Origin of the sequence: Pseudomonas entomophila (assembly GCF_013523165.1) — a bacterium.
Taxonomy (GTDB): Bacteria; Pseudomonadota; Gammaproteobacteria; order Pseudomonadales; family Pseudomonadaceae; genus Aquipseudomonas; species Aquipseudomonas entomophila_A.
Genome location: NZ_JAAMQI010000010.1, coordinates 99116 through 118353, shown reverse-complemented (window position 1 = coordinate 118353; position 19238 = coordinate 99116). Strand labels below are relative to the sequence as shown.

Sequence of the window (19238 nt, the reverse complement as noted above, 5' to 3'; positions counted from 1 at the left end):
AGTCAAAGGCATTGTGCCACCGAATGGTTGGAATGCCGTCCGGGTAGGCCACTGTCGCCTGAAGGTAGGACCATGCGGGGCGGTGTGTGTCCCGTTGGCGTGAACCGGTGTTCGACATCGAGGGCGCGGTTGTCGTCTCTGGCCCTATCGCCGGCAAGCCGGCTCTCATAGAACATAAAATATCTTGTTGATTTTAAAAGGAATAATTTCAGGATTTTGTGGGCCCTGCGGGCCCAATCGCGGCACAGGGGCCGCACATGGGACCGCGATTGCCTGTGCCACTGCGGCGGGTGTAGGAGCGGCCCCTGCCGGGGCGCCGGACCGGCCGCGATGGACCGCAAAGCGGTCCCAGAAATCGATCAGCGACACAGCATCTGAGCACTGCCAGCTATCGCCATGTTCTCTGCGCGACAGCGCGGCGCCGGGGCGGCGGTCGAACACCCACAGGACATGAGCCGGACGCTGCGGTTGTCTGCTCTGGCCTATCCCCGTCAGTCATCCCCACGCCTTCACCACCTCGTGCATCGCCGCGGCAAGGAGTGCGCTGTCGCCCGGCGACGAGGGCTGGGGCCCGCGAGTGAACGCCACCACGATCCACGGTGCGCGGCCGGTGGGCCAGACGATCGCCACGTCGTTGGCCACGCCGTAGTCGCCCGTGCCGGTCTTGTCGCCGACACGCCAGTCGCCAGGCACGCCCGCACGGATCCGACTCGCTCCGGTGGTGTTGCCTTCGAGCCAGGTCTGCAATCGATGGCGGTTCTCCACGGTCAGCGCCTCGCCGAGCAGCAGCCGCTGCAGCGTCATGCCCATGGCCAGGGGCGTGGTGGTGTCGCGAGGGTCATCGGGCAGCGCGGTGTTGAGCGTCGGCTCGTCGCGGTCCAGGCGGAACACGGCATCGCCCAGGCGTCGGGCGAACGCGGTCACACCGGCCGGACCACCGACCTGCGCCAACAGCAGGTTGGCGGCCGTGTTGTCGCTGTATTGCAGCGCAGCGGCGCACAGGTCGGCGACGCGCAGACCCGTCTCGACGTGGCGCTCGGTGATCGGCGAATAGGTGACCAGGGTGGTGGCGTCGTAGTGGACGTGACGCGCCAGCAGGCCAGGTTCGGCCTCGCTGCGGTGCAAGAGCGCGCCCACGAGGACCACCTTGAACGCGCTGCAGAACGCAAAGCGCTGGTCCGCACGGTAGGCCAGGCGCTGGCCGCTACCGGTATCGAGCGCCCAGAGGCCGAGGGTACGGTCGTGGGCCTGCTCGAGCTGCGCCAGGCGCTGTCGCACGGCGTCGTCGGCCCAGGCCGGTAGCGTCAGGGCGGCCGCACCACCCACGGCGCCGGCCAGCAGGTGCCGGCGGCTGATGATAGGTTGCATCGTCTCTCCTCAAGGTGTCAGGGGGCGTCGAGGCTAGAGCCTTGGCGCGCAAAAGCCAAGGGCGACCCACGCGCTCCAGGCTGACGAGCAGGCACACAGGGGCTACAGTGAGCGGCACCCTGCCCGTCACTGGAGCCCTGCCGAATGAGCACCCCTGCCCCCGCCTCGCGAAACTGGTTCGACCAAGGTGGTCAGGCCTACGCCAGCTTCAGGCCCGACTACCCCGCCGCGCTGGCCGCCTACCTGGCCAGCACCGTCACCGAGCACAGGTTGGCCGTCGACGTGGGGTGCGGCAATGGCCAGCTGACCACGCTGCTGGCCGATCATTTCGACACCGTGTGGGGGTTCGACCCCAGCCAGGACCAGATCGCCCACGCCCAGGCACGCAGCAACCTCCACTACGCCTGCGCCCCGGCCGAGGCCTTGCCAGCGTCGGCCCAGGGCGCCCAGCTGATCACCGTGGCCCAGGCTGCGCACTGGTTCGACCTGCCGGCCTTCTACGCCCAAGTGCGCACCCGGGCCGCGCCGGGCGCCGTGCTGGCATTGATCAGCTATGGGGTACCGCGTCTGGAGGACGATCTGCAGGGACGTTTCATGCACTTCTACCATCACGAGATCGGTCCCTTCTGGCCGCCTGAGCGGCAGCAGGTCGACAGCGGCTACGCCACCCTGGATTTCCCGTTCGCGGAGTTCAAGGCACCGACGATGAGCATCGAGTTGAGCTGGAATCTAGAGGCGTTTCTGGGCTATGTCTCGACCTGGTCGGCCGTGCGCCATGCGCGGGAAGCAGGCGAACAGGCCCTGCTCGAACGGTTCGCCGCCGACCTGGCGACCTGCTGGGGGCAAGCGCAGGTCGAGCGGTCGATCCGTTGGCCGATCAACCTGCGGATCGGCCAGGTGTGAGGCCAGACCGCCAAAGACTCGCCTCGCAAAGGGGCGAGCCTTTGTGTCGCACGGGCCGTCAGCCGTTCTTGGACGTGTTGTCGGCCATGGTCTGACGGTACAGCTCGATGAAGGGGGCTTCGGCCGGGTCGATGCGGTCCATCTTGGCGGCGATGCGGTGCCAGTAGGGATACTGGGGCGCCAGACGGGTCGCGCGCTCGATCTGCTCGAGGTCTTCAGGCTGCAACACCAGTTCGACCGCCTTGAGGTTGTCCTGCAACTGCTCTTCGGAGCGCCCGGCGGTGATCACGCTGGTGATGCCGGGGCGGTCCTTCAGCCAGGCCAGGCAGACGCGTGACGGCGAGCAGTCGTGGCGCTTGCCGACTTCGATCAGGGTTTCGATGATGTCGTAGGCCCGCTCGCGGTCGTGCACGTAGGGTTCCGGCCAGTCGTTACCCTGGCGCGTGCCGGGTGGGGTCTTCTGCCCACGACGGACCTTGCCGGTCAGCAGACCTTCACCCAACGGGCCCCAGACCAGTGTCGCGAAGCCCTGATCGAGGGCCATCGGCAGCAGCTCGTATTCGGCCTCGCGGGCCTCGGGGGTGTAGTAGATCTGTTGCGACACCGGTTGCTGCCACCCGTGCAGGCGCGCACTGCCGAGGGTCTTCATCATTTGCCAGGCGGTGTAGTTGGAGGTGCCGAAGTAGCGGATCTTGCCGCTCTGCACCAGGTGATCCAACGCGGCCAAGGTTTCTTCGATCGGCGTGACGCCGTCCCAGTTGTGCAGCTGGTACAGGTCGATGTGATCGGTGCCCAGGCGCTTGAGGCTGGCTTCGCAGGCGCGGATCAGGTGATAACGCGAGGCGCCGCTGTCGTTGGGGTTGTCACCCATCGGGCTGCGCGCCTTGGAGGCGAGGATGATCGACTGGCGACGCGCGCCGAGGGCCTTGCCGACGATTTCCTCGGCCAGGCCGTGGGAGTACAGGTCGGCCGTGTCCACCAGGTTCACACCCGCCTCGAAGGCCAGGTCGAACATGCGGGTGGCTTGACCGACGTCCACACTGCCGGTCTTCTCGAAGGCACCACGCCCGCCAAAGGGGACGCTGCCGATGACGAGCTCGGACACGAACAGGCCGGTATTGCCGAACGCACGGTATTTCATTGAAGCCTCCTGGTTGCCGTTGAGTCGTGAAGGCGGCCGGTAGGGCATGGCGGCCTTCACAGGTACGGACGGCAATGGAGGAAGGAACGTTCAACTGGATACGGGCGGCGCCTGATCGGGCCCTATCGCTGGCAAGCCAGCCACACCCGTAGCCATACCACGACAAGTCAGACTCCCACGGAGCCCTGTGGGAGCGGGTTTGCCCGCGATGCAGGCGGCGCATGACGGGGTCCTGGCGCGGTACGGGGGTCGCTTACAGGACCCCGATAGCCTGACTCACCGACGTGTGCCTACAGGTGGAACGGCCCCAACCGGAAAGCCATCGGCTGCACACCCTCACTCATACCGCAACGCATACGCCGGCTCGACCTGCGAGGCCCGGTACGCCGGGTACAGGGTCGCCAGGAAGCTCATCACCAACCCGGCGAAGCAGATCAACCCGACATCCCCCCATTGCAGCTCGGAAGGCAGGCTGCTGACGAAATACACGTCCGAAGTGAAGATATGCTGCCCGGTGGCCCGCTCCAGTGCCCCGACGATCGCGCTGACGTTGAGCGCGGCGATGACCCCGAGCACCCCGCCGATCAGCGTGCCGACGATGCCGATCAGGCTGCCCTGGACCATGAAGGTGCCCATGATCTGTGCAGGCGTGGCACCGATCGTGCGCAGGATGGCGATGTCGGCGCCCTTGTCGTTCACCACCATCACCAGCGTGGCGATGATGTTGAACGCCGCCACGGCGATGATCATCAGCAACAACAGGCCGATCATGGTCTTTTCCATCTTCATGGCGCTGAACAGGCTGCCTTGGGTATGCGACCAGTCATCGGCCCGGTAGCCCTCGCCCAGCTGCGCCGCGAGGGCCTTGGACACCTGAGGCGCGGCATACAAGTCGTGCAGCTTGAGGCGCACGCCCTGCACCTGGCCGGGTGCCCAGCGCTGCATCTCGCCCGCATCGGCGACATGGATGTAGGCCTGGGAGCCGTCCAGCTCGGCGCCGACCTTGAACACGCCGACCACCGTCAGGCGCTGCATGCGCGGAGTGATCCCGCCCGGCGCGCTGCTGATCTCGGGCACGATCAGGGTCAGCTTGTCGCCGCCGCGCAAGCCGAAGCGCCGCGCGGTCAGTTCGCCGACAACCACACCGTACTCACCGGGCCGCAGGTCCTGCAGGCTGCCCCTGAGGATGTGCTGGCCGACGATGGACACCTTGCCCTCCTCGGCCGGGTCGATGCCACTGACCTGGATCGGCTGCATGGCGCCCTTGTACGACAGCATCCCGTCCAGCTCGGTCAGCGGCGCGGCGGCCATCACCGCCGGGTTCTTCAGGGCGGTGTCGACAGCCAGGTGCCAGTCGTCGAGCGGGCGCTCGCCCAGCAGGCTGGCATGGGGCACCAGCCCGAGGATGCGCGAACTCATCTCGCGCTGGAAACCATTCATCACCGACAGCACGACGATCATGGCCAGCACGCCCAGCGCCAGGCCGATCATCGAGGTCATGGAGATGAACGAGATGAAATGGTTGCGGCGCTTGGCACGGGTGTAGCGCGCACCGATGAACAAGGGCAAGGGTCTGAACATGTACGTGAACACCAGTTGAACGGGTAGACGGGCCGTGCAGCGGCCCGTGGGGTCGACTCAGATCGAGGCCACTCAGATCGGCACCAGGCGGCCATCTTCCAGGCGCAGCACGCGGTCCATCTGCCGAGCCAGGCTGAGGTCGTGGGTGACCACCAGGAACGCCGTGCGCGAGGCGCCGGACAGTTCGCGCATCAGTTCCTGAATGCCCTGGGCCGTGTGGTGGTCGAGGTTGCCGGTCGGCTCGTCGAGCATCACCAGGCCGGGTCGGTTGACCAGGGCACGGGCGATCGCCACACGCTGGCGCTCGCCACCCGACAGCTCGGCGGGCTTGTGGCTCAGGCGGTGGCCGAGGCCGACGCGCTCGAGCAGTGCCTGGGCCCGTTCGCGGGCTTCGGGGATCGGCGTGCTGCCGATCAGCAGCGGCATGCAGACGTTCTCCAGGGCGGTGAACTCCGGCAGCAGGTGATGGAACTGGTAGACAAAGCCCAGCGCGCGGTTGCGCAGCAGGCCACGGGCGCGTTCACCAAGCGCCGACAGCTCCTCGCCGGCCAGCCAGACGCTGCCCTCGGTCGGTGTGTCCAGACCGCCCAGCAGGTTGAGCAAGGTGCTCTTGCCCGAGCCGGAACTGCCGACGATGGCCACGCGCTCGCCCGGCTGGAGCTCCAGCTGCAGGCCGGACAGCACCTGCACCCGCTCCGGCCCTTCCTCGTAGGACTTGCCCAGGTTGCGGCAACTCAGTACGGCTTTATCACTCATGCGCGACTCACTCATAACGTAGCGCCTCCGCCGGTTGCGTGCGCGAAGCGCGCCAGGCCGGGTAGAGGGTGGCGAAGAAACTCAGGATCAGGGCGGCGCCGCAGACCATCCACACATCGCTGGCGAGGATCTGCGACGGCAGGTAATCGATGAAGTACACGTCGGCGTTGAGGAACTTGTGGCCGATAAGCGTCTCCAGGCCGGCGATGGCGGCGCTGACGTTGAGCGCGGCGAGAATGCCCAGCACCCCGCCGATCAAGGTGCCGAGCACGCCGATGATGGTGCCCTGGACCATGAAGATGCCCATGATCTGCGCCGGCGTGGCGCCCAGGGTGCGCAAGATGGCGATGTCGCCCTTCTTGTCGTTGACCACCATCACCAGGGTGGAAATGATGTTGAACGCCGCCACTGCCACGATCAGCAGCAACAGCAGCCCGATCATCGCCTTCTCCATGCGGATGGCCTGGTACAGGTTGCCGTGGGTGCGGGTCCAGTCGCGCGAGTAGTACTGGTCTTCGCCCAGCTGCTGGGCGATCTGGTAGGCCACGCGCGGCGCTTGGAACAGGTCGTCGAACTTCAGGCGCAGGCCCTGGACCTGATCGGCCTTCCAGCGGTGCAGCCGCGACAGGTCGGACAGGTTGGTCAGCCCCAGGTAGCCATCGATCTCGCCGGCCCCGACGTGGAAGATGCCGACCACGGTGAAGCGCTTCATCCGCGGGAACATCCCTGCAGGCGTCACGCTGACTTCCGGGGCGACGAAGGTGAGCTTGTCACCGACGCCCACGCCCAGCTTGGCGGCGGCCTTGTCGCCGATCATGATGCCCCAGCTGCCGGGCGCCAGCTGGTCCAGGCTGCCCTGGCGCACGAACTGGTCGATGATCGAGACCTGCCGCTCGCGGGCCGGGTCGATGCCGTTGAGCAGCACCTTCTGCACCTTGCCGTCGCTGGTCAGCAGCCCCTGCATCTGGGTGAACGGCGCGACCGCCGTCACCTGCGGGTTCTGCTGGACCTGCTTGGCCAGGGCCGGCCAGTCGTCGATGGCCTGGCCGGTCTCCAGGGTGGCATGGGGCACCATGCCCAGGACGCGGGTACGCATCTCGTGGTCGAAACCGTTCATGACCGAAAGCACCACGATCATCACCACCACGCCGAGGGCGAGGCCGATCATCGAGGTCAGGGAAATGAACGAGACGAAATGGTTGCGCCGCTTGGCACGGGTGTAGCGCGTGCCGATGAATACGAAAAGAGGTCTGAACATGAGGGGGCTTGTTCGGATGAAAGGGAACGTCCTTGGTGGCGAGGCGCCCAAGGCAGCTTTACACTCGGACCATCGCCGACACCTTGGGTTCGCCATGACGACAACAGACGAAGCAGATCGCCGCGAATACTACCGCATCGAAGACCACGTCGCACTGCAAATCAGCCCGCTGAGCGCGTCGCAGGCGGACCCGGAGAATGTGTTGCGCGATGCGTCGCCGCTGTTCAATCTGCTGGGCGAGCTTCACGTGGCCGAATTCGAATCGCAGCACCTGCTGCGCCAATTGAGCGACAAGGACCGCACGCTGGCGGCCTTCCTGCGCGCGCAGAACAAGCGCATCGACCTGCTCGGCGCGGTCCTGGCTCAGACGCTGCTCGGCGAACTGGGCGAGCCGCGGCGGGTGATCCTGTCCGAGGGCGGCATCGAGTTCACCCAGGCCCAGCCCCTGCAGGCCGACGCCCGGGTGGCGGTGCGCATGCTCCTGATGCCACAGGGCCTGGGCCTGCTGCTGCGGGGCCGCGTGGTGCATTGCCAGGCCAACGCCCAGGGCCGGTACGACGCCGGCGTGGAGTTCGTCGACCTCAGCGATGCCCAGCGCCAACTGCTGGCGCGCCATGTCCTGCAACGCCAGCAGCAGCAACGCCGAGAAGCGCTCGACCGCCCCGCGGACAAGACCGACTGAGCCCTCCCCATCCCCCTCGACTGAAGGAACAAACGTGACCCTGATCTACGGCCATCGCGGCGCCAAGGGCGAAGCCCCCGAGAACACCCTGAGCAGCTTCCAGCAATGCCTCTCCCACGGCATCGACCGGTGCGAACTCGACCTGCACCTGTCGGCCGACAACCAGTTGATGGTGATTCACGACACGACGCTCAAGCGCACCACCGGGCGTCGTGGCAAGGTGGTCGAGCACACCGCCGACGAACTGATGGCCCTGGATGCCCGGGCCAGCGGCCCGCACTGGCCTCGCCCCTGCCCTGTGCCACGGCTCGAGGAGCTGTTCGAGCGGTGCCCGTTCACCCATTGGCAACTGGAGGTCAAGAGCGCGTCGCGCACGCGGGCGGCCAGCACGGTCCTGGCGATCCGCGAGATGGCCGAGCGCCATGGCCTGCTGGACAAGGTCACGGTGACCTCCAGCTCACGCACGGTGCTGCGCGCTGCCCAGGAGCTGGTGCCGGACCTGGCACGCGGTCTGGTGGCCGAATACGCCTGGCTCGACCCGCTCAAGGTCGCGCGCAACTATGGCTGTACGTTGCTGGCACTGAATTGGACGCTGTGCACGCCCGAGCGCCTGCTCAAGGCGCAGAAGCAAGGGCTGCACGTGTCGGTGTGGACAGTCAACGAACCGGCGCTGATGCGCAGGCTCGCCGACTTTGGCGTGGACAGCCTGATCACAGACTTTCCCGGTTTGGCCAAGACCACCCTTGGGAAGGACTGAAGCCACTCTCCCCGGCCGGCTCAGGCAGCCGGCCGGAGCCGCTCAAAAAAGCCGGTTCAGGCCGTCGTAGGCCGCGACCCGGTAGGCCTCGGCCATGGTCGGGTAGTTGAAGGTGGTGTTGACGAAGTACTTGAGCGTGTTGAGCTCGCCCGGCTGGTCCATGATCGCCTGGCCGATGTGCACGATCTCCGAGGCCTGGTAGCCGAAGCAGTGCACGCCGAGGATCTGCAAGGTTTCGCGGTGGAAGAGAATCTTCAGCATGCCCTGCGGCTCGCCGGCGATCTGCGCGCGGGCCATGGACTTGAAGAACGCCTTGCCGACCTCGTAGGGCACCTTGGCCTGGGTCAGCTCCTGCTCGTTCTTGCCGATCGAGCTGATCTCGGGAATGGTGTAGATCCCGGTCGGCACGTCGTTGACGAAGCGCCAGCTGCCATTGTCGACGATGCTGCCGGCGGCCGAACGGCCCTGGTCGTGGGCAGCGCTGGCCAGGCTCGGCCAGCCGATCACGTCACCGGCCCCGTAGACGTTGGCGACACCGGTGCTGTAGGTCTCGTCGACCTCGATCTGGCCACGGCTGTTAGGCTTGATGCCGATGTTCTCCAGCCCCAGGCGATCGGTGTTGCCGGTCCGGCCGTTGCACCAGAGCAAGGCGTCGGCCTTGATCTTCTTGCCGGACTTCAGGTGCAGGATCACCCCGTTGTCCAGGCCTTCGACCCGCTCGTATTCCTCGTTGTGGCGCACGGTGATGTGGTTGTTGCTGAAGTGGTAGCTCAGCGCCTGGGAGATCTCCGAGTCGAGGAAGCTCAACAGCTGGCTGCGGTTGTCGATCAGCTCGATCAGCACGCCCAGGCCGCTGAAGATCGAGGCGTACTCGCAGCCGATCACCCCGGCACCGTAGACGATCAGCTTGCGCGGCGTGTGCCCGAGGCTGAGGATGGTGTCGCTGTCGTAGATGCGCGGGTGGTTGAAGTCGATGTCCGCCGGGCGGTAAGGGCGCGAGCCGGTGGCGATGATGATGTGCTTGGCCACCAGTTTTTCGACCACACCGTTGGGGCAGACCACTTCGATGGTCTGCTCGTCGGCGAAGCTGCCGGTGCCGAAGAACACGTCCACCCGGTTGCGCGCATAGTAGCTGGTGCGGGACGCCACCTGCTTGGCGATGACCGTCTCGGCGCTCTTGAGCACATCGGGGAAGGAGAACCAGCGCGGATCGCCGATGGCGCGGAACATCGAGTTGGTGTTGAAGCGCATGATCTGCCGAACCGAATGGCGCAGCGCTTTGGACGGGATGGTGCCCAGGTGGGTGCAGTTGCCGCCGACCTGGCGGCGGCTGTCGACCATCGCGACCTTGCGTCCTGCCTTGGCGGCGTTCATCGCCGCGCCTTCACCGGCCGGGCCGGAACCCAGTACCACCACGTCGTAGTTGTAGACAGCCATGCGTACTCCTTCAGAACTGGCCCGCGGTCACGGTCGCCACGGGACTCGCTCATGCCGCCATCGGCGCCATGAAAAAAATTCGCGTACAGTCTACTCAAGACCGGACACTGTGCACATTAACCCTTGGTCGTGTCGTAGGCCATTTTCTGCTGCACTACATCTTTCCTGGGGGCGCTGCGAGAGGGCCGCTGCAAGCGGCGAGCACCGTCTGGCAGCCCTTGCCTGGATCGATGAGCACCCCCCCTTCCAGCTTGCAGCCTGCCCAACGAGAAACGGGAGCCCATGGGCTCCCGTTTCTCGTGGACGCATCGCTTAGCGCGGGAACGCTGGCGGGTTGACCCCGGCCATGTCTTCCATCACGCGCACGACCTGGCAGCTGTAGCCGAACTCGTTGTCGTACCAGACGTAGAGCACGACACGGTTGTCGTTGCTGATGGTGGCTTCGGCATCGACCACACCGGCGTAACGAGAACCGACGAAGTCGGTGGAGACCACTTCCTGCGAGCTGACGTAGTCGATCTGCTTGTGCAGCTCCGAGTGCATGGCCGTCTGGCGCAGGTACTCGTTGATCTCTTCGCGAGTGGTGGCCTTCTCGAGGTTCAGGTTGAGAATGGCCATCGAGACGTTCGGCGTGGGCACGCGAATGGCGTTGCCGGTCAGCTTGCCCTTGAGCACGGGCAGGGCCTTGGCGGCGGCGGTCGCGGCACCGGTCTCGGTGATGACCATGTTCAGCGGCGCGGCGCGGCCACGGCGGCTGCCCTTGTGGAAGTTGTCGATCAGGTTCTGGTCGTTGGTGAACGAGTGAACGGTTTCGACGTGACCGTTGACGATGCCGTACTGGTCGTTGACCGCCTTGAGCACCGGCACGATGGCGTTGGTGGTGCAGGAGGCCGCCGAGACGATCTTGTCGTCAGCGGTGATTTCGCCATGGTTGATGCCGTGCACGATGTTCTTCAGCGCGCCCTTGCCCGGTGCGGTGAGGATCACGCGATCGACGCCCGGGCACTTGAGGTGCTGGCCCAGGCCTTCGGCGTCACGCCACTTGCCGGTGTTGTCCACCAGCAGGGCGTTCTGGATGCCGTACTGGGTGTAGTCCACGGTGGTCGGGTCGTTGGAGTAGATCACCTGGATCAGGTTGCCGTTGGCGGTGATGGTGTTGTTGGCTTCGTCGACCACGATGGTGCCGTCGAACGGGCCATGCACCGAGTCACGGCGCAGCAGGCTGGCACGCTTGACCAGGTCGTTGTCGGCGCCCTTGCGCACGACGATCGCACGCAGGCGCAGGCCGTCGCCACCGCCGGTCTTCTCGATCAGGATGCGCGCCAGCAGGCGGCCGATGCGACCGAAGCCGTACAGCACCACGTCGGTGCCCTTGCTCGCGGCGGTGCTCTGCTGGCCCACGACATCGGCCAGCTCTTCGCGCACGAACTGCTCGGCGCTGCGGCCATTGCCTTCACGCTTGAACTTGTTGGCCAGCTTGCCCAGGTCGACCGAGGCGGCGCCCAGCTTCAGCTCGCTCATGGCCTTGAGCAGCGGGAACGTCTCGTGAACCGACAGCTCGGCTTCGTCGCTCTGGCGGTGACGGGCGAAGCGGTGGGCCTTGAGGATCGAGATCACCGAACGGTTGATCAGGCTGCGGCCATAGATCGAGCTCACCACGTTGTTGTTGCGGTAGAGCTGACCGATAAGCGGGATCATCGCTTCAGCCAGGGCTTCACGGTCGATCCATTCACCAAGACACTGGTCGGGCTTCTGATTCACGGTAACCTTCCACATGTAGGGACAGAAAAAAGGGGCTACATTATGACGCCCTGCGCTGCATCGGGCAATGCGTCCCTGCCAGGGTCGTGAATCGAGCGTGCCGACCGTGCACGAACCTGACAGCGAGCCCGCGCACCGGTACAATCGACCTCTTTGCCCAAACGCTGGGAGTCCGAGAGACCGTGTCAGTTCTGCGCCTACCGCACCTGTCGGCCACGGCCGGCAAACAAACCTGGGGCAATCTCCCCGGAGCCTCCCTCAGCCTGGCCATCGCCGAGGCCGCCAGCAGCGCCAAGCGCTTCACGCTGCTGCTGACCGCCGACAGCCAGAGCGCGGACCGCCTCGAGCAGGAGCTGCGTTTCTTCGCGCCCGACCTGCCCGTGCTGCCGTTCCCCGATTGGGAAACCCTGCCCTACGACCTGTTCTCGCCGCACCAGGACATCATCTCCCAGCGCATCGCCAGCCTCTATCGCCTGCCGGAGCTGCAGCACGGCATCCTCGTGGTGCCGATCACCACCGCCCTGCACCGCCTGGCGCCGACGAGCTTCCTGCTCGGCAGCAGCCTGGTGCTGGACGTCGGCCAGACCCTCGACGTCGAGCAGATGCGCAGCCGCCTGGAAGCGAGCGGCTACCGCTGCGTCGACACCGTCTACGAGCATGGCGAGTTCGCCGTGCGCGGCGCGCTGATCGACCTGTTCCCGATGGGCAGCCGCCAGCCCTACCGCATCGACCTGTTCGACGACGAGATCGAGACGCTGCGCACCTTCGACCCGGAGACCCAGCGCTCGATCGACAAGGTCGAGTCGGTACGCCTGCTGCCGGCGCGCGAATTCCCCTTGCAGAAGGAAGCAGTGACCCGCTTCAAGGCGCGCTTTCGCGAGCGCTTCGACGTCGACTTCCGGCGCAGCGCCATCTTCCAGGACCTGGCCAGCGGCATCATCCCGGCGGGCATCGAGTACTACCTGCCGTTGTTCTTCGAAGAGAGCTCGACGCTGTTCGACTACTTGCCGAGCGACACCCAGGTGTTCTCCCTGCCCGGCGTCGAACAGGCCGCCGAGCATTTCTGGAATGACGTGCGCGGCCGCTACGAGGACCGTCGCGGCGACCTGAGCCGGCCGCTGCTGCCGCCGGCCGAGCTGTTCCTGCCGGTGGAAGACTGCTTCGCCCGGCTCAAGCAATGGCCGCGGGTGGTGGTCAGCGCCGACGACCTCGACAGCGGTGCCGGGCGCCAGCGCTTCCCGGCGCGCCCGCTGCCCAACCTGGCGATCGAGGCCAAGGCCCACCAGCCCCTGGCCGCCTTGGCGGATTTCCTCGATCAGTTCGAGGGCCGCGTGCTGTTCACGGCCGAATCGGCAGGTCGCCGCGAGGTGATGCTGGAACTGCTCGAGCGCCTCAAGCTGCGCCCCCGCACCGTCGATGGCTGGGTCGACTTCGTCACCGGCGAGGAGCGCCTGGCGATCACCATCGCGCCCCTGGAAGACGGCCTGCTGCTGGAAGACCCGGCCATCGCGCTGGTGGCCGAAAGCCCGCTGTTCGGCCAGCGCGTGATGCAGCGCCGCCGCCGCGAGAAACGCGGCGAGGTGGCCAACGATGCCGTCATCAAGAACCTCACCGAGCTGCGCGAAGGCGCGCCGGTGGTGCACATCGACCACGGCGTCGGGCGCTACCTGGGCCTGGCCACGCTGGAGATCGACGGCCAGGCGGCCGAATTCCTCACCCTCGAGTACGCCGAGGGCGCCAAGCTGTACGTGCCGGTGGCCAACCTGCACCTGATCGCCCGCTACACCGGCAGCGACGATGCCCTGGCGCCGTTGCACCGCCTGGGTTCGGAGACCTGGCAGAAAGCCAAGCGCAAGGCCGCCGAGCAGGTGCGCGACGTGGCGGCCGAGCTGCTCGACATCTATGCCCGGCGCGCGGCGCGCAAGGGGCACGCCTTCGCCGACCCGGCCGCCGACTACGCCACCTTCAGCGCCGGCTTCCCGTTCGAGGAAACCCCCGACCAGCAGAGCGCCATCGAGGCGGTACGCCTGGACATGCTCGCCGGCAAGCCGATGGACCGCCTGGTGTGTGGCGACGTCGGCTTCGGCAAGACCGAAGTGGCCATGCGCGCCGCGTTCATCGCCGTGCACAGCGGCCGTCAGGTGGCGGTGCTGGTGCCTACCACCCTGCTCGCCCAGCAGCACTACAACAGCTTCCGCGACCGCTTCGCCGACTGGCCGGTGACGGTCGAGGTGATGAGCCGCTTCAAGTCGGCCAAGGAAGTCTCGGCTGCGGCCGCGAGCCTGGCCGAAGGCAAGATCGACATCCTCATCGGCACCCACAAGCTGTTGCAGGATGACGTCACCTTCAAGGACCTGGGCCTGGTGATCATCGACGAGGAGCACCGCTTTGGCGTGCGCCAGAAGGAGCAGCTCAAGGCCCTGCGCAGCGAAGTGGACATTCTCACCCTGACGGCCACGCCGATTCCGCGCACCTTGAACATGGCCGTGGCCGGCATGCGCGACCTGTCGATCATCGCCACGCCCCCGGCACGACGCCTGTCGGTTCGGACCTTCGTCATGGAGCAGAACAACAGCACGGTCAAGGAAGCGCTGCTGCGCGAGCTGTTGCGCGGCGGGCAGGTGTACTACCTGCACAACGACGTCAAGACCATCGAGAAATGCGCTGCCGACCTGGCCGAACTGGTGCCCGAGGCGCGCATCGGCATCGGCCACGGGCAGATGCGCGAGCGCGAGCTCGAACAGGTGATGAGCGACTTCTACCACAAGCGTTTCAACGTGCTGGTGGCCTCGACCATCATCGAGACCGGCATCGACGTGCCCAGCGCCAACACCATCGTGATCGAGCGCGCCGACAAGTTCGGCCTGGCCCAGCTGCACCAGCTGCGTGGCCGGGTCGGGCGCAGCCACCACCAGGCCTACGCCTACCTGCTGACCCCGGCACGCCAGGGCATCAGTGCCGACGCCGAGAAACGCCTGGAAGCCATCGCCAACACCCAGGACCTGGGCGCAGGCTTCGTCCTGGCCACCAACGACCTGGAAATCCGCGGCGCCGGCGAACTGCTCGGCGAAGGCCAGAGCGGGCAGATCCAGGCAGTGGGCTTCACCCTGTACATGGAAATGCTCGAGCGCGCGGTCAAGGCCATTCGCAAGGGCACCCAGCCGAACCTGGAACAGCCGCTCGGTGGCGGCCCGGAGATCAACCTGCGCCTGCCGGCCCTGATTCCGGAAGACTACCTGCCTGACGTGCACGCCCGCCTGATCCTCTACAAGCGCATCGCTTCGGCCGCCGACGAAGAAGGCCTCAAGGACCTGCAGGTAGAGATGATCGACCGCTTCGGCCTGCTGCCCGAGCCGACCAAGAACCTGATCCGCCTGACGCAGCTCAAGCTGCAGGCCGAAACGCTCGGCATCAAGAAGGTCGACGCCGGCCCCAATGGCGGCAAGATCGACTTCGAGCCCGACACGCCGGTGGAGCCGATCACGCTGATCAAGCTGATCCAGTCGCAACCCAAGCGGTACAAGCTCGAAGGGGCCACGCAGTTCCGTTTCATGGTCTCCATGGAACGGCCGGACGAGCGCTTCAACACCCTGGAGGCGCTGTTCGAGCGCCTCACCCCGCAGCCTGCCTAAGGACGAGTCATGCGAACCTTGCGTCTTCTGATCCCGTTGCTGGCGCTCGTCGCCCCTGCCGCCTTCGCCGACACGCTGTACCGCGTGGAGATGGTGCTGCTGCGCCAGAACGCCGTGCCGGCCGTCACCAGCCCGTATGCCGCGCCGCGCTGGAGCAGCGATGTGCTGCGCCTGGGCGAGCGCGACAGCCGGCCCACCACCCTGGACGAGCGTATCGAACCTCTGACGACCAACACCGACTACAGCGTCCTGTTGCACCGCGCCTGGCAGCAACCGGTCGGCACCGAGCCGGTGACCGTGGCCCTCAGCGCCGGTGACGAGCAGTTCGGGCGCTTCCCCATCGAGGGCACCTTGTCGATCGCCCAGGCGCGTTTCGTCGAGGTGCAGGCGCGTGTACGGGTCAACCAGCTGGACGGCAACGGCGGCGTGGTCCAGAGCGAGCTGTTCCAGCAGGACAACCGCACGATCAAGCACAACCAGCTGATCTACCTCGACGGCGGGCACCTGGCCATGCTGCTGAAGATCGCTCCGGTCGGCGCCCGCACCCCGGCCGCGCCGGCCGAGCAGATGCTGGAGCCTTGAGGTGAGCGAAACCGACCTGTCAGGCCGCCTGCTCAAGCACGATACCTGGTTCAGATCCTTCGACCGCGCGACCCTGGGTCGCGCCCGACACTACGCCTCGCAAGGCCGGGTCAGCCTGACCCGCGTGCAAGCGCATCACGTCGAGGCCACCTGCGAGGGGTCCGCCGACCAGCGCTACACGCAATCCATCGAGATCTCGAGCGGCCGCGACTTCACCATCATGGGCGCCTGCACATGTCCGGTCGGTCTCAATTGCAAGCACTGCGCTGCCGCGCTGTTCACGTTGCGCCAAGGCGCCTTCAAGGACACCCCCGCCGAACAGGCCCCGGTGCAACTGTCGCCACGCCTCAACCATTGGTTGTCGACCTTTACCTCGGCCGGTGCCGACCCTTCGGCACGCGTCGACAAGAAAGGCCGCGCTCTGTTCTACCGCGTCGGCATGGACGAGGACGTGTGCGTGCTGCAGGTCTGCAAGGGGACGCGGACGGGTACCGGCGAGCTGCAACTGGCACGCCAGGGTTCGCTGGTCGACCTGATCTACTACCCGCCCAAGTTCGTCACCGAAGACGATGCGCGGCTGCTGCGCCTGATGGAAACGCAACGGGCCGAGCACCGGCACGCCGATGGCATCGTCCTCGACGGCAAACCCGGCGCCGAGCTGCTCGAATATGCGCTGGCCACCGGGCGCCTGCTGCACGATGAGCAGCCCTTGACCTTGCAGGCCGGCCAGGAACAGTCGGCGGAGTTTCGCTGGGTGCGCCAGGACGACGGCAGCTACCAGGGCGCCTGGCATCCCGTGGAGGGCGCGTTCGACCAGGTGTTGCCACTCAATCCGCTCTACTACATCGACAGCGCGACCCAGCGCCTGGGCAAGCTGCGCCACGACTTCGACCCGTTCATCGCCAGCCAGCTGGCCCGCGCACCGCGGGTGCCCGAACACCTGATCGTGCCGCTGAGCCTGCGCCTGAACGAACTGAACCGCCAGGTGCCGACCCCGACCCAGGTCAAGACCGAACAGCTCGACGGCATCGCGCCCACCCCCTACCTGGCCCTGGGCAGCGTCGAGTTCAGCGCCTATGCGCCCAAGAGCGGGCGCATGCAGCGGCAGATGCAGCACCGGGCCGCGCTGGCGTTTCTCTACGACGGCACGCGAGCCAGTGGCGACGCCAACCAGCCGCTGACGCGCATCAAAGGCGACGTCAGCCAGCGCATCGCACGCCAGCCTGCCGAAGAAAAGCGCCTGCGCCAGGTGCTCAAGACCCTGGGCTTCACGCCCGCCATGCGCCAGAGCAAGGCACTGCCAGCGCAGGCGGGCGAGATGCTGCAACTGCCTGACGACGAAGCGTGGCTGCGCTTCGTCCGCGATGACGTGCCTGCCTTGCGCGAAGCCGGCTGGGAGGTGCACGCCCAACGCGACTTCGCCTTCGACCTGCGCCCGGTGCAGGACTGGTATGCGGACATCGACGAAGCCCAGGGGCGCGAGTGGTTCGACCTGGAACTGGGGATCGTGGTCGATGGCGAGCGGCACAGCCTGCTGCCGATCCTGCTCCACCTGCTGCGCAGCAACCCCGAACTGCTGCGGCCCCACGAGCTGGCCAGGCGCAGCGATGACGAACACTTGCTGATCGACCTCAACCGTGTGCGCCACGACAGCCCGCCCTTGCGCGTCGCCCTGCCCTACGGACGGATCAAGGCCGTGATGGGCACCCTGACCGGGTTGTACATGGAAGACGCCGTTCACGGGCCGAGCATCCGCCTGGACCGCGCGGACGCCTCACGGCTCGATCCGCTCGAAGGCGTGCCGCTGCAGTGGCAAGGTGGCGAGAAGACCCGTGCGCTGGCCACTGGCCTTCGCCAGGCCCGCGAGCGGCAGGTCCAGCCCCCGGTGGGCCTGAACGCCACCCTGCGCCCCTACCAGCTGGAAGGGCTCAATTGGCTGCAGGCCCTGCGCGAGCTGCAGATCGGCGGCATCCTGGGCGACGACATGGGGCTGGGCAAGACGCTGCAGACCCTCGCGCACCTGCTGCTGGACAAGCAGGCCGGGCGCTTGACCACGCCAGCGCTGGTGGTGCTGCCCACCAGCCTGATCCCCAACTGGCTGGACGAAGCGCAGCGCTTCACACCGCAGCTGAAGGTGCTGGCCGTGCAGGGTGCAGGCCGCGCCAAACTGTTCGACCAGCTGCGTGATCACGACATCGTGCTGACCACCTACGCACTGCTGCCTCGCGACCTGGCACACTTCAAGCCGCTGACCTGGCACGCGCTGATCCTCGACGAAGCGCAGAACATCAAGAACGCCCGCAGCAAGGCCGCGCTGGCTGCCCGCGAACTGCACGCCGGACAGCGCCTCTGCCTGACGGGCACGCCGATGGAAAACAACCTGGGCGAGCTGTGGTCGATCTTCCACCTGCTCATGCCGGGCTGGCTGGGCGATCAGAAGCACTTCAACCAGGCCTACCGCAACCCGATCGAGAAGCATGGCGACAGCGAGCGCCTGGCGCACCTGGTGGCCCGGCTTCGCCCCTTCCTGCTGCGGCGGACCAAGGAGCAGGTGGCCCGCGAGCTGCCCCCCAAGACCGAGATGGTGCACTGGGTCGAACTCAGCGACGCCCAGCGCGACACCTACGAAACCGTACGCGTGGCCATGGACAAGAAAGTCCGCGACGAGGTCTCGCGCAAAGGCGCGGCACGCAGCCAGATCGTGATTCTCGACGCGCTGCTCAAGCTGCGCCAGGTGTGCTGCGACCTGCGCCTGGTCAAGGGCCTCGAGGCACCGCCCCACCAGGCCGACAAGGGCAAGCTGGGCAGTTTCCTGCAGGTGCTGGACGAGCTGCTGGGTGAAGGGCGCCGCGTACTGGTGTTCTCGCAGTTCACCTCGATGCTGGCGCTGATCGAAGCAGAGCTGATCGAGCGGCAGGTGCGCTATACCCTGCTGACCGGTGACACCCAGGACCGACGCACGCCGGTGCGGCTGTTCCAGGAGGGCGAGCGTGACGTGTTCCTGATCAGCCTGAAGGCCGGCGGCACGGGGTTGAACCTGACGGCGGCCGACACGGTGATCCACTACGACCCCTGGTGGAACCCGGCCAGCGAGAACCAGGCGACCGACCGCGCCTACCGCATCGGCCAGGACAAGCCGGTGTTCGTCTACAAGATGATCACGCGCGGGACCGTCGAAGAGAAGATCCACGCGCTGCAGCAGGAAAAGGCAGCGTTGGCCAACAGCCTGCTGGAGGGTGGCGAGGCCAACCAGTGGAAGCTGGGCGACGACGACATCGAGGCCCTCTTCGCTCCGCTGCCCAAGGCGCGCTAGGCGCCGGACGACCGTATCGGCTCGGTAGAGAATGCAGCCTGAGGGAGTGGGCTTGCCCGCGATGCAG

Annotated in this window: 13 protein-coding genes; 6 read left to right on the top strand and 7 right to left on the bottom strand. The window is 66.6% G+C overall.

Annotated features, from left to right (window positions below; genetic code table 11):
* Positions 1-495 precede the first annotated feature (495 nt).
* A complete protein-coding gene (gene bla / locus G7Z99_RS10610; protein WP_181093654.1) occupies positions 496-1368 on the bottom strand; it encodes a class A beta-lactamase in 873 nt (290 codons plus the stop codon).
* A gap of 144 nt (positions 1369-1512) precedes the next feature.
* Here bla and G7Z99_RS10605 point away from each other — a divergent pair, with 144 nt between their 5' ends.
* Positions 1513-2271 (top strand): class I SAM-dependent methyltransferase, encoded by a 759-nt coding sequence (locus tag G7Z99_RS10605; protein WP_181093653.1) that lies wholly within the window; start codon positions 1513-1515, stop codon positions 2269-2271.
* Positions 2272-2329: 58 nt separating this feature from the next.
* Here the strand turns inward: G7Z99_RS10605 and G7Z99_RS10600 are convergent, their stop codons facing one another.
* The 4 genes from G7Z99_RS10600 to G7Z99_RS10585 form a co-directional block, all read right to left on the bottom strand.
* On the bottom strand, positions 2330-3412 hold the full coding sequence (locus G7Z99_RS10600; RefSeq protein WP_181093652.1) for an aldo/keto reductase: 1083 nt from the start codon (positions 3410-3412) through the stop codon (positions 2330-2332).
* A gap of 336 nt (positions 3413-3748) precedes the next feature.
* Complete coding sequence (locus G7Z99_RS10595; RefSeq protein ID WP_181093651.1) at positions 3749-4993, bottom strand: lipoprotein-releasing ABC transporter permease subunit; 1245 nt, start codon at positions 4991-4993, stop codon at positions 3749-3751.
* Positions 4994-5065: 72 nt separating this feature from the next.
* Positions 5066-5749: a lipoprotein-releasing ABC transporter ATP-binding protein LolD gene (gene lolD / locus G7Z99_RS10590; RefSeq protein ID WP_172798464.1), complete on the bottom strand. Its 684-nt coding sequence runs from the start codon at positions 5747-5749 to the stop codon at positions 5066-5068.
* A 7-nt stretch (positions 5750-5756) separates the two neighbouring features.
* On the bottom strand, positions 5757-7007 hold the full coding sequence (locus G7Z99_RS10585; RefSeq protein ID WP_060394200.1) for a lipoprotein-releasing ABC transporter permease subunit: 1251 nt from the start codon (positions 7005-7007) through the stop codon (positions 5757-5759).
* Between the two features lie 94 nt (positions 7008-7101).
* On the opposite strand from G7Z99_RS10585, the gene G7Z99_RS10580 reads away from it, so the two are divergent.
* Together G7Z99_RS10580 and G7Z99_RS10575 are read left to right on the top strand one after the other, a co-directional pair.
* Entirely contained in the window at positions 7102-7689 is a 588-nt protein-coding gene (locus G7Z99_RS10580; protein ID WP_181093650.1) for a PilZ domain-containing protein, read from the top strand.
* Positions 7690-7723: 34 nt separating this feature from the next.
* On the top strand, positions 7724-8446 hold the full coding sequence (locus G7Z99_RS10575) for a glycerophosphodiester phosphodiesterase (protein ID WP_181093649.1): 723 nt from the start codon (positions 7724-7726) through the stop codon (positions 8444-8446).
* A 42-nt stretch (positions 8447-8488) separates the two neighbouring features.
* Here G7Z99_RS10575 and sthA read toward each other — a convergent pair whose 3' ends face one another.
* Both sthA and G7Z99_RS10565 read right to left on the bottom strand, forming a co-directional pair.
* Positions 8489-9883, bottom strand: coding sequence for a Si-specific NAD(P)(+) transhydrogenase (gene sthA / locus G7Z99_RS10570; RefSeq protein WP_060394202.1), 1395 nt, complete (start codon positions 9881-9883; stop codon positions 8489-8491).
* 312 nt (positions 9884-10195) lie between these two features.
* Positions 10196-11659, bottom strand: coding sequence for a glyceraldehyde-3-phosphate dehydrogenase (locus G7Z99_RS10565; RefSeq protein WP_060394203.1), 1464 nt, complete (start codon positions 11657-11659; stop codon positions 10196-10198).
* A gap of 167 nt (positions 11660-11826) precedes the next feature.
* Between G7Z99_RS10565 and mfd the strand changes: the two genes are divergently transcribed.
* The 3 genes from mfd to G7Z99_RS10550 are packed head-to-tail and all read left to right on the top strand — an operon-like array spanning position 11827 to position 19171.
* Positions 11827-15276: a transcription-repair coupling factor gene (gene mfd / locus G7Z99_RS10560; protein WP_181093648.1), complete on the top strand. Its 3450-nt coding sequence runs from the start codon at positions 11827-11829 to the stop codon at positions 15274-15276.
* A 9-nt stretch (positions 15277-15285) separates the two neighbouring features.
* A complete protein-coding gene (locus tag G7Z99_RS10555; RefSeq protein WP_181093647.1) occupies positions 15286-15858 on the top strand; it encodes a CsiV family protein in 573 nt (190 codons plus the stop codon).
* Position 15859: 1 nt separating this feature from the next.
* Positions 15860-19171, top strand: coding sequence for a DEAD/DEAH box helicase (locus G7Z99_RS10550; protein ID WP_181093646.1), 3312 nt, complete (start codon positions 15860-15862; stop codon positions 19169-19171).
* The last annotated feature ends 67 nt before the right edge of the window (positions 19172-19238 follow it).

What these genes read in the sequence shown, in the direction of transcription:
- bla (WP_181093654.1), bottom strand. Translation starts at nt 1,368, where the DNA reads ATGCAACCTATCATCAGCCGCCGGCACCTGCTGGCCGGCGCCGTGGGT.
- G7Z99_RS10605 (WP_181093653.1), top strand. Translation starts at nt 1,513, where the DNA reads ATGAGCACCCCTGCCCCCGCCTCGCGAAACTGGTTCGACCAAGGTGGT.
- G7Z99_RS10600 (WP_181093652.1), bottom strand. Translation starts at nt 3,412, where the DNA reads ATGAAATACCGTGCGTTCGGCAATACCGGCCTGTTCGTGTCCGAGCTC.
- G7Z99_RS10595 (WP_181093651.1), bottom strand. Translation starts at nt 4,993, where the DNA reads ATGTTCAGACCCTTGCCCTTGTTCATCGGTGCGCGCTACACCCGTGCC.
- lolD (WP_172798464.1), bottom strand. Translation starts at nt 5,749, where the DNA reads ATGAGTGATAAAGCCGTACTGAGTTGCCGCAACCTGGGCAAGTCCTAC.
- G7Z99_RS10585 (WP_060394200.1), bottom strand. Translation starts at nt 7,007, where the DNA reads ATGTTCAGACCTCTTTTCGTATTCATCGGCACGCGCTACACCCGTGCC.
- G7Z99_RS10580 (WP_181093650.1), top strand. Translation starts at nt 7,102, where the DNA reads ATGACGACAACAGACGAAGCAGATCGCCGCGAATACTACCGCATCGAA.
- sthA (WP_060394202.1), bottom strand. Translation starts at nt 9,883, where the DNA reads ATGGCTGTCTACAACTACGACGTGGTGGTACTGGGTTCCGGCCCGGCC.
- G7Z99_RS10565 (WP_060394203.1), bottom strand. Translation starts at nt 11,659, where the DNA reads ATGTGGAAGGTTACCGTGAATCAGAAGCCCGACCAGTGTCTTGGTGAA.
- G7Z99_RS10555 (WP_181093647.1), top strand. Translation starts at nt 15,286, where the DNA reads ATGCGAACCTTGCGTCTTCTGATCCCGTTGCTGGCGCTCGTCGCCCCT.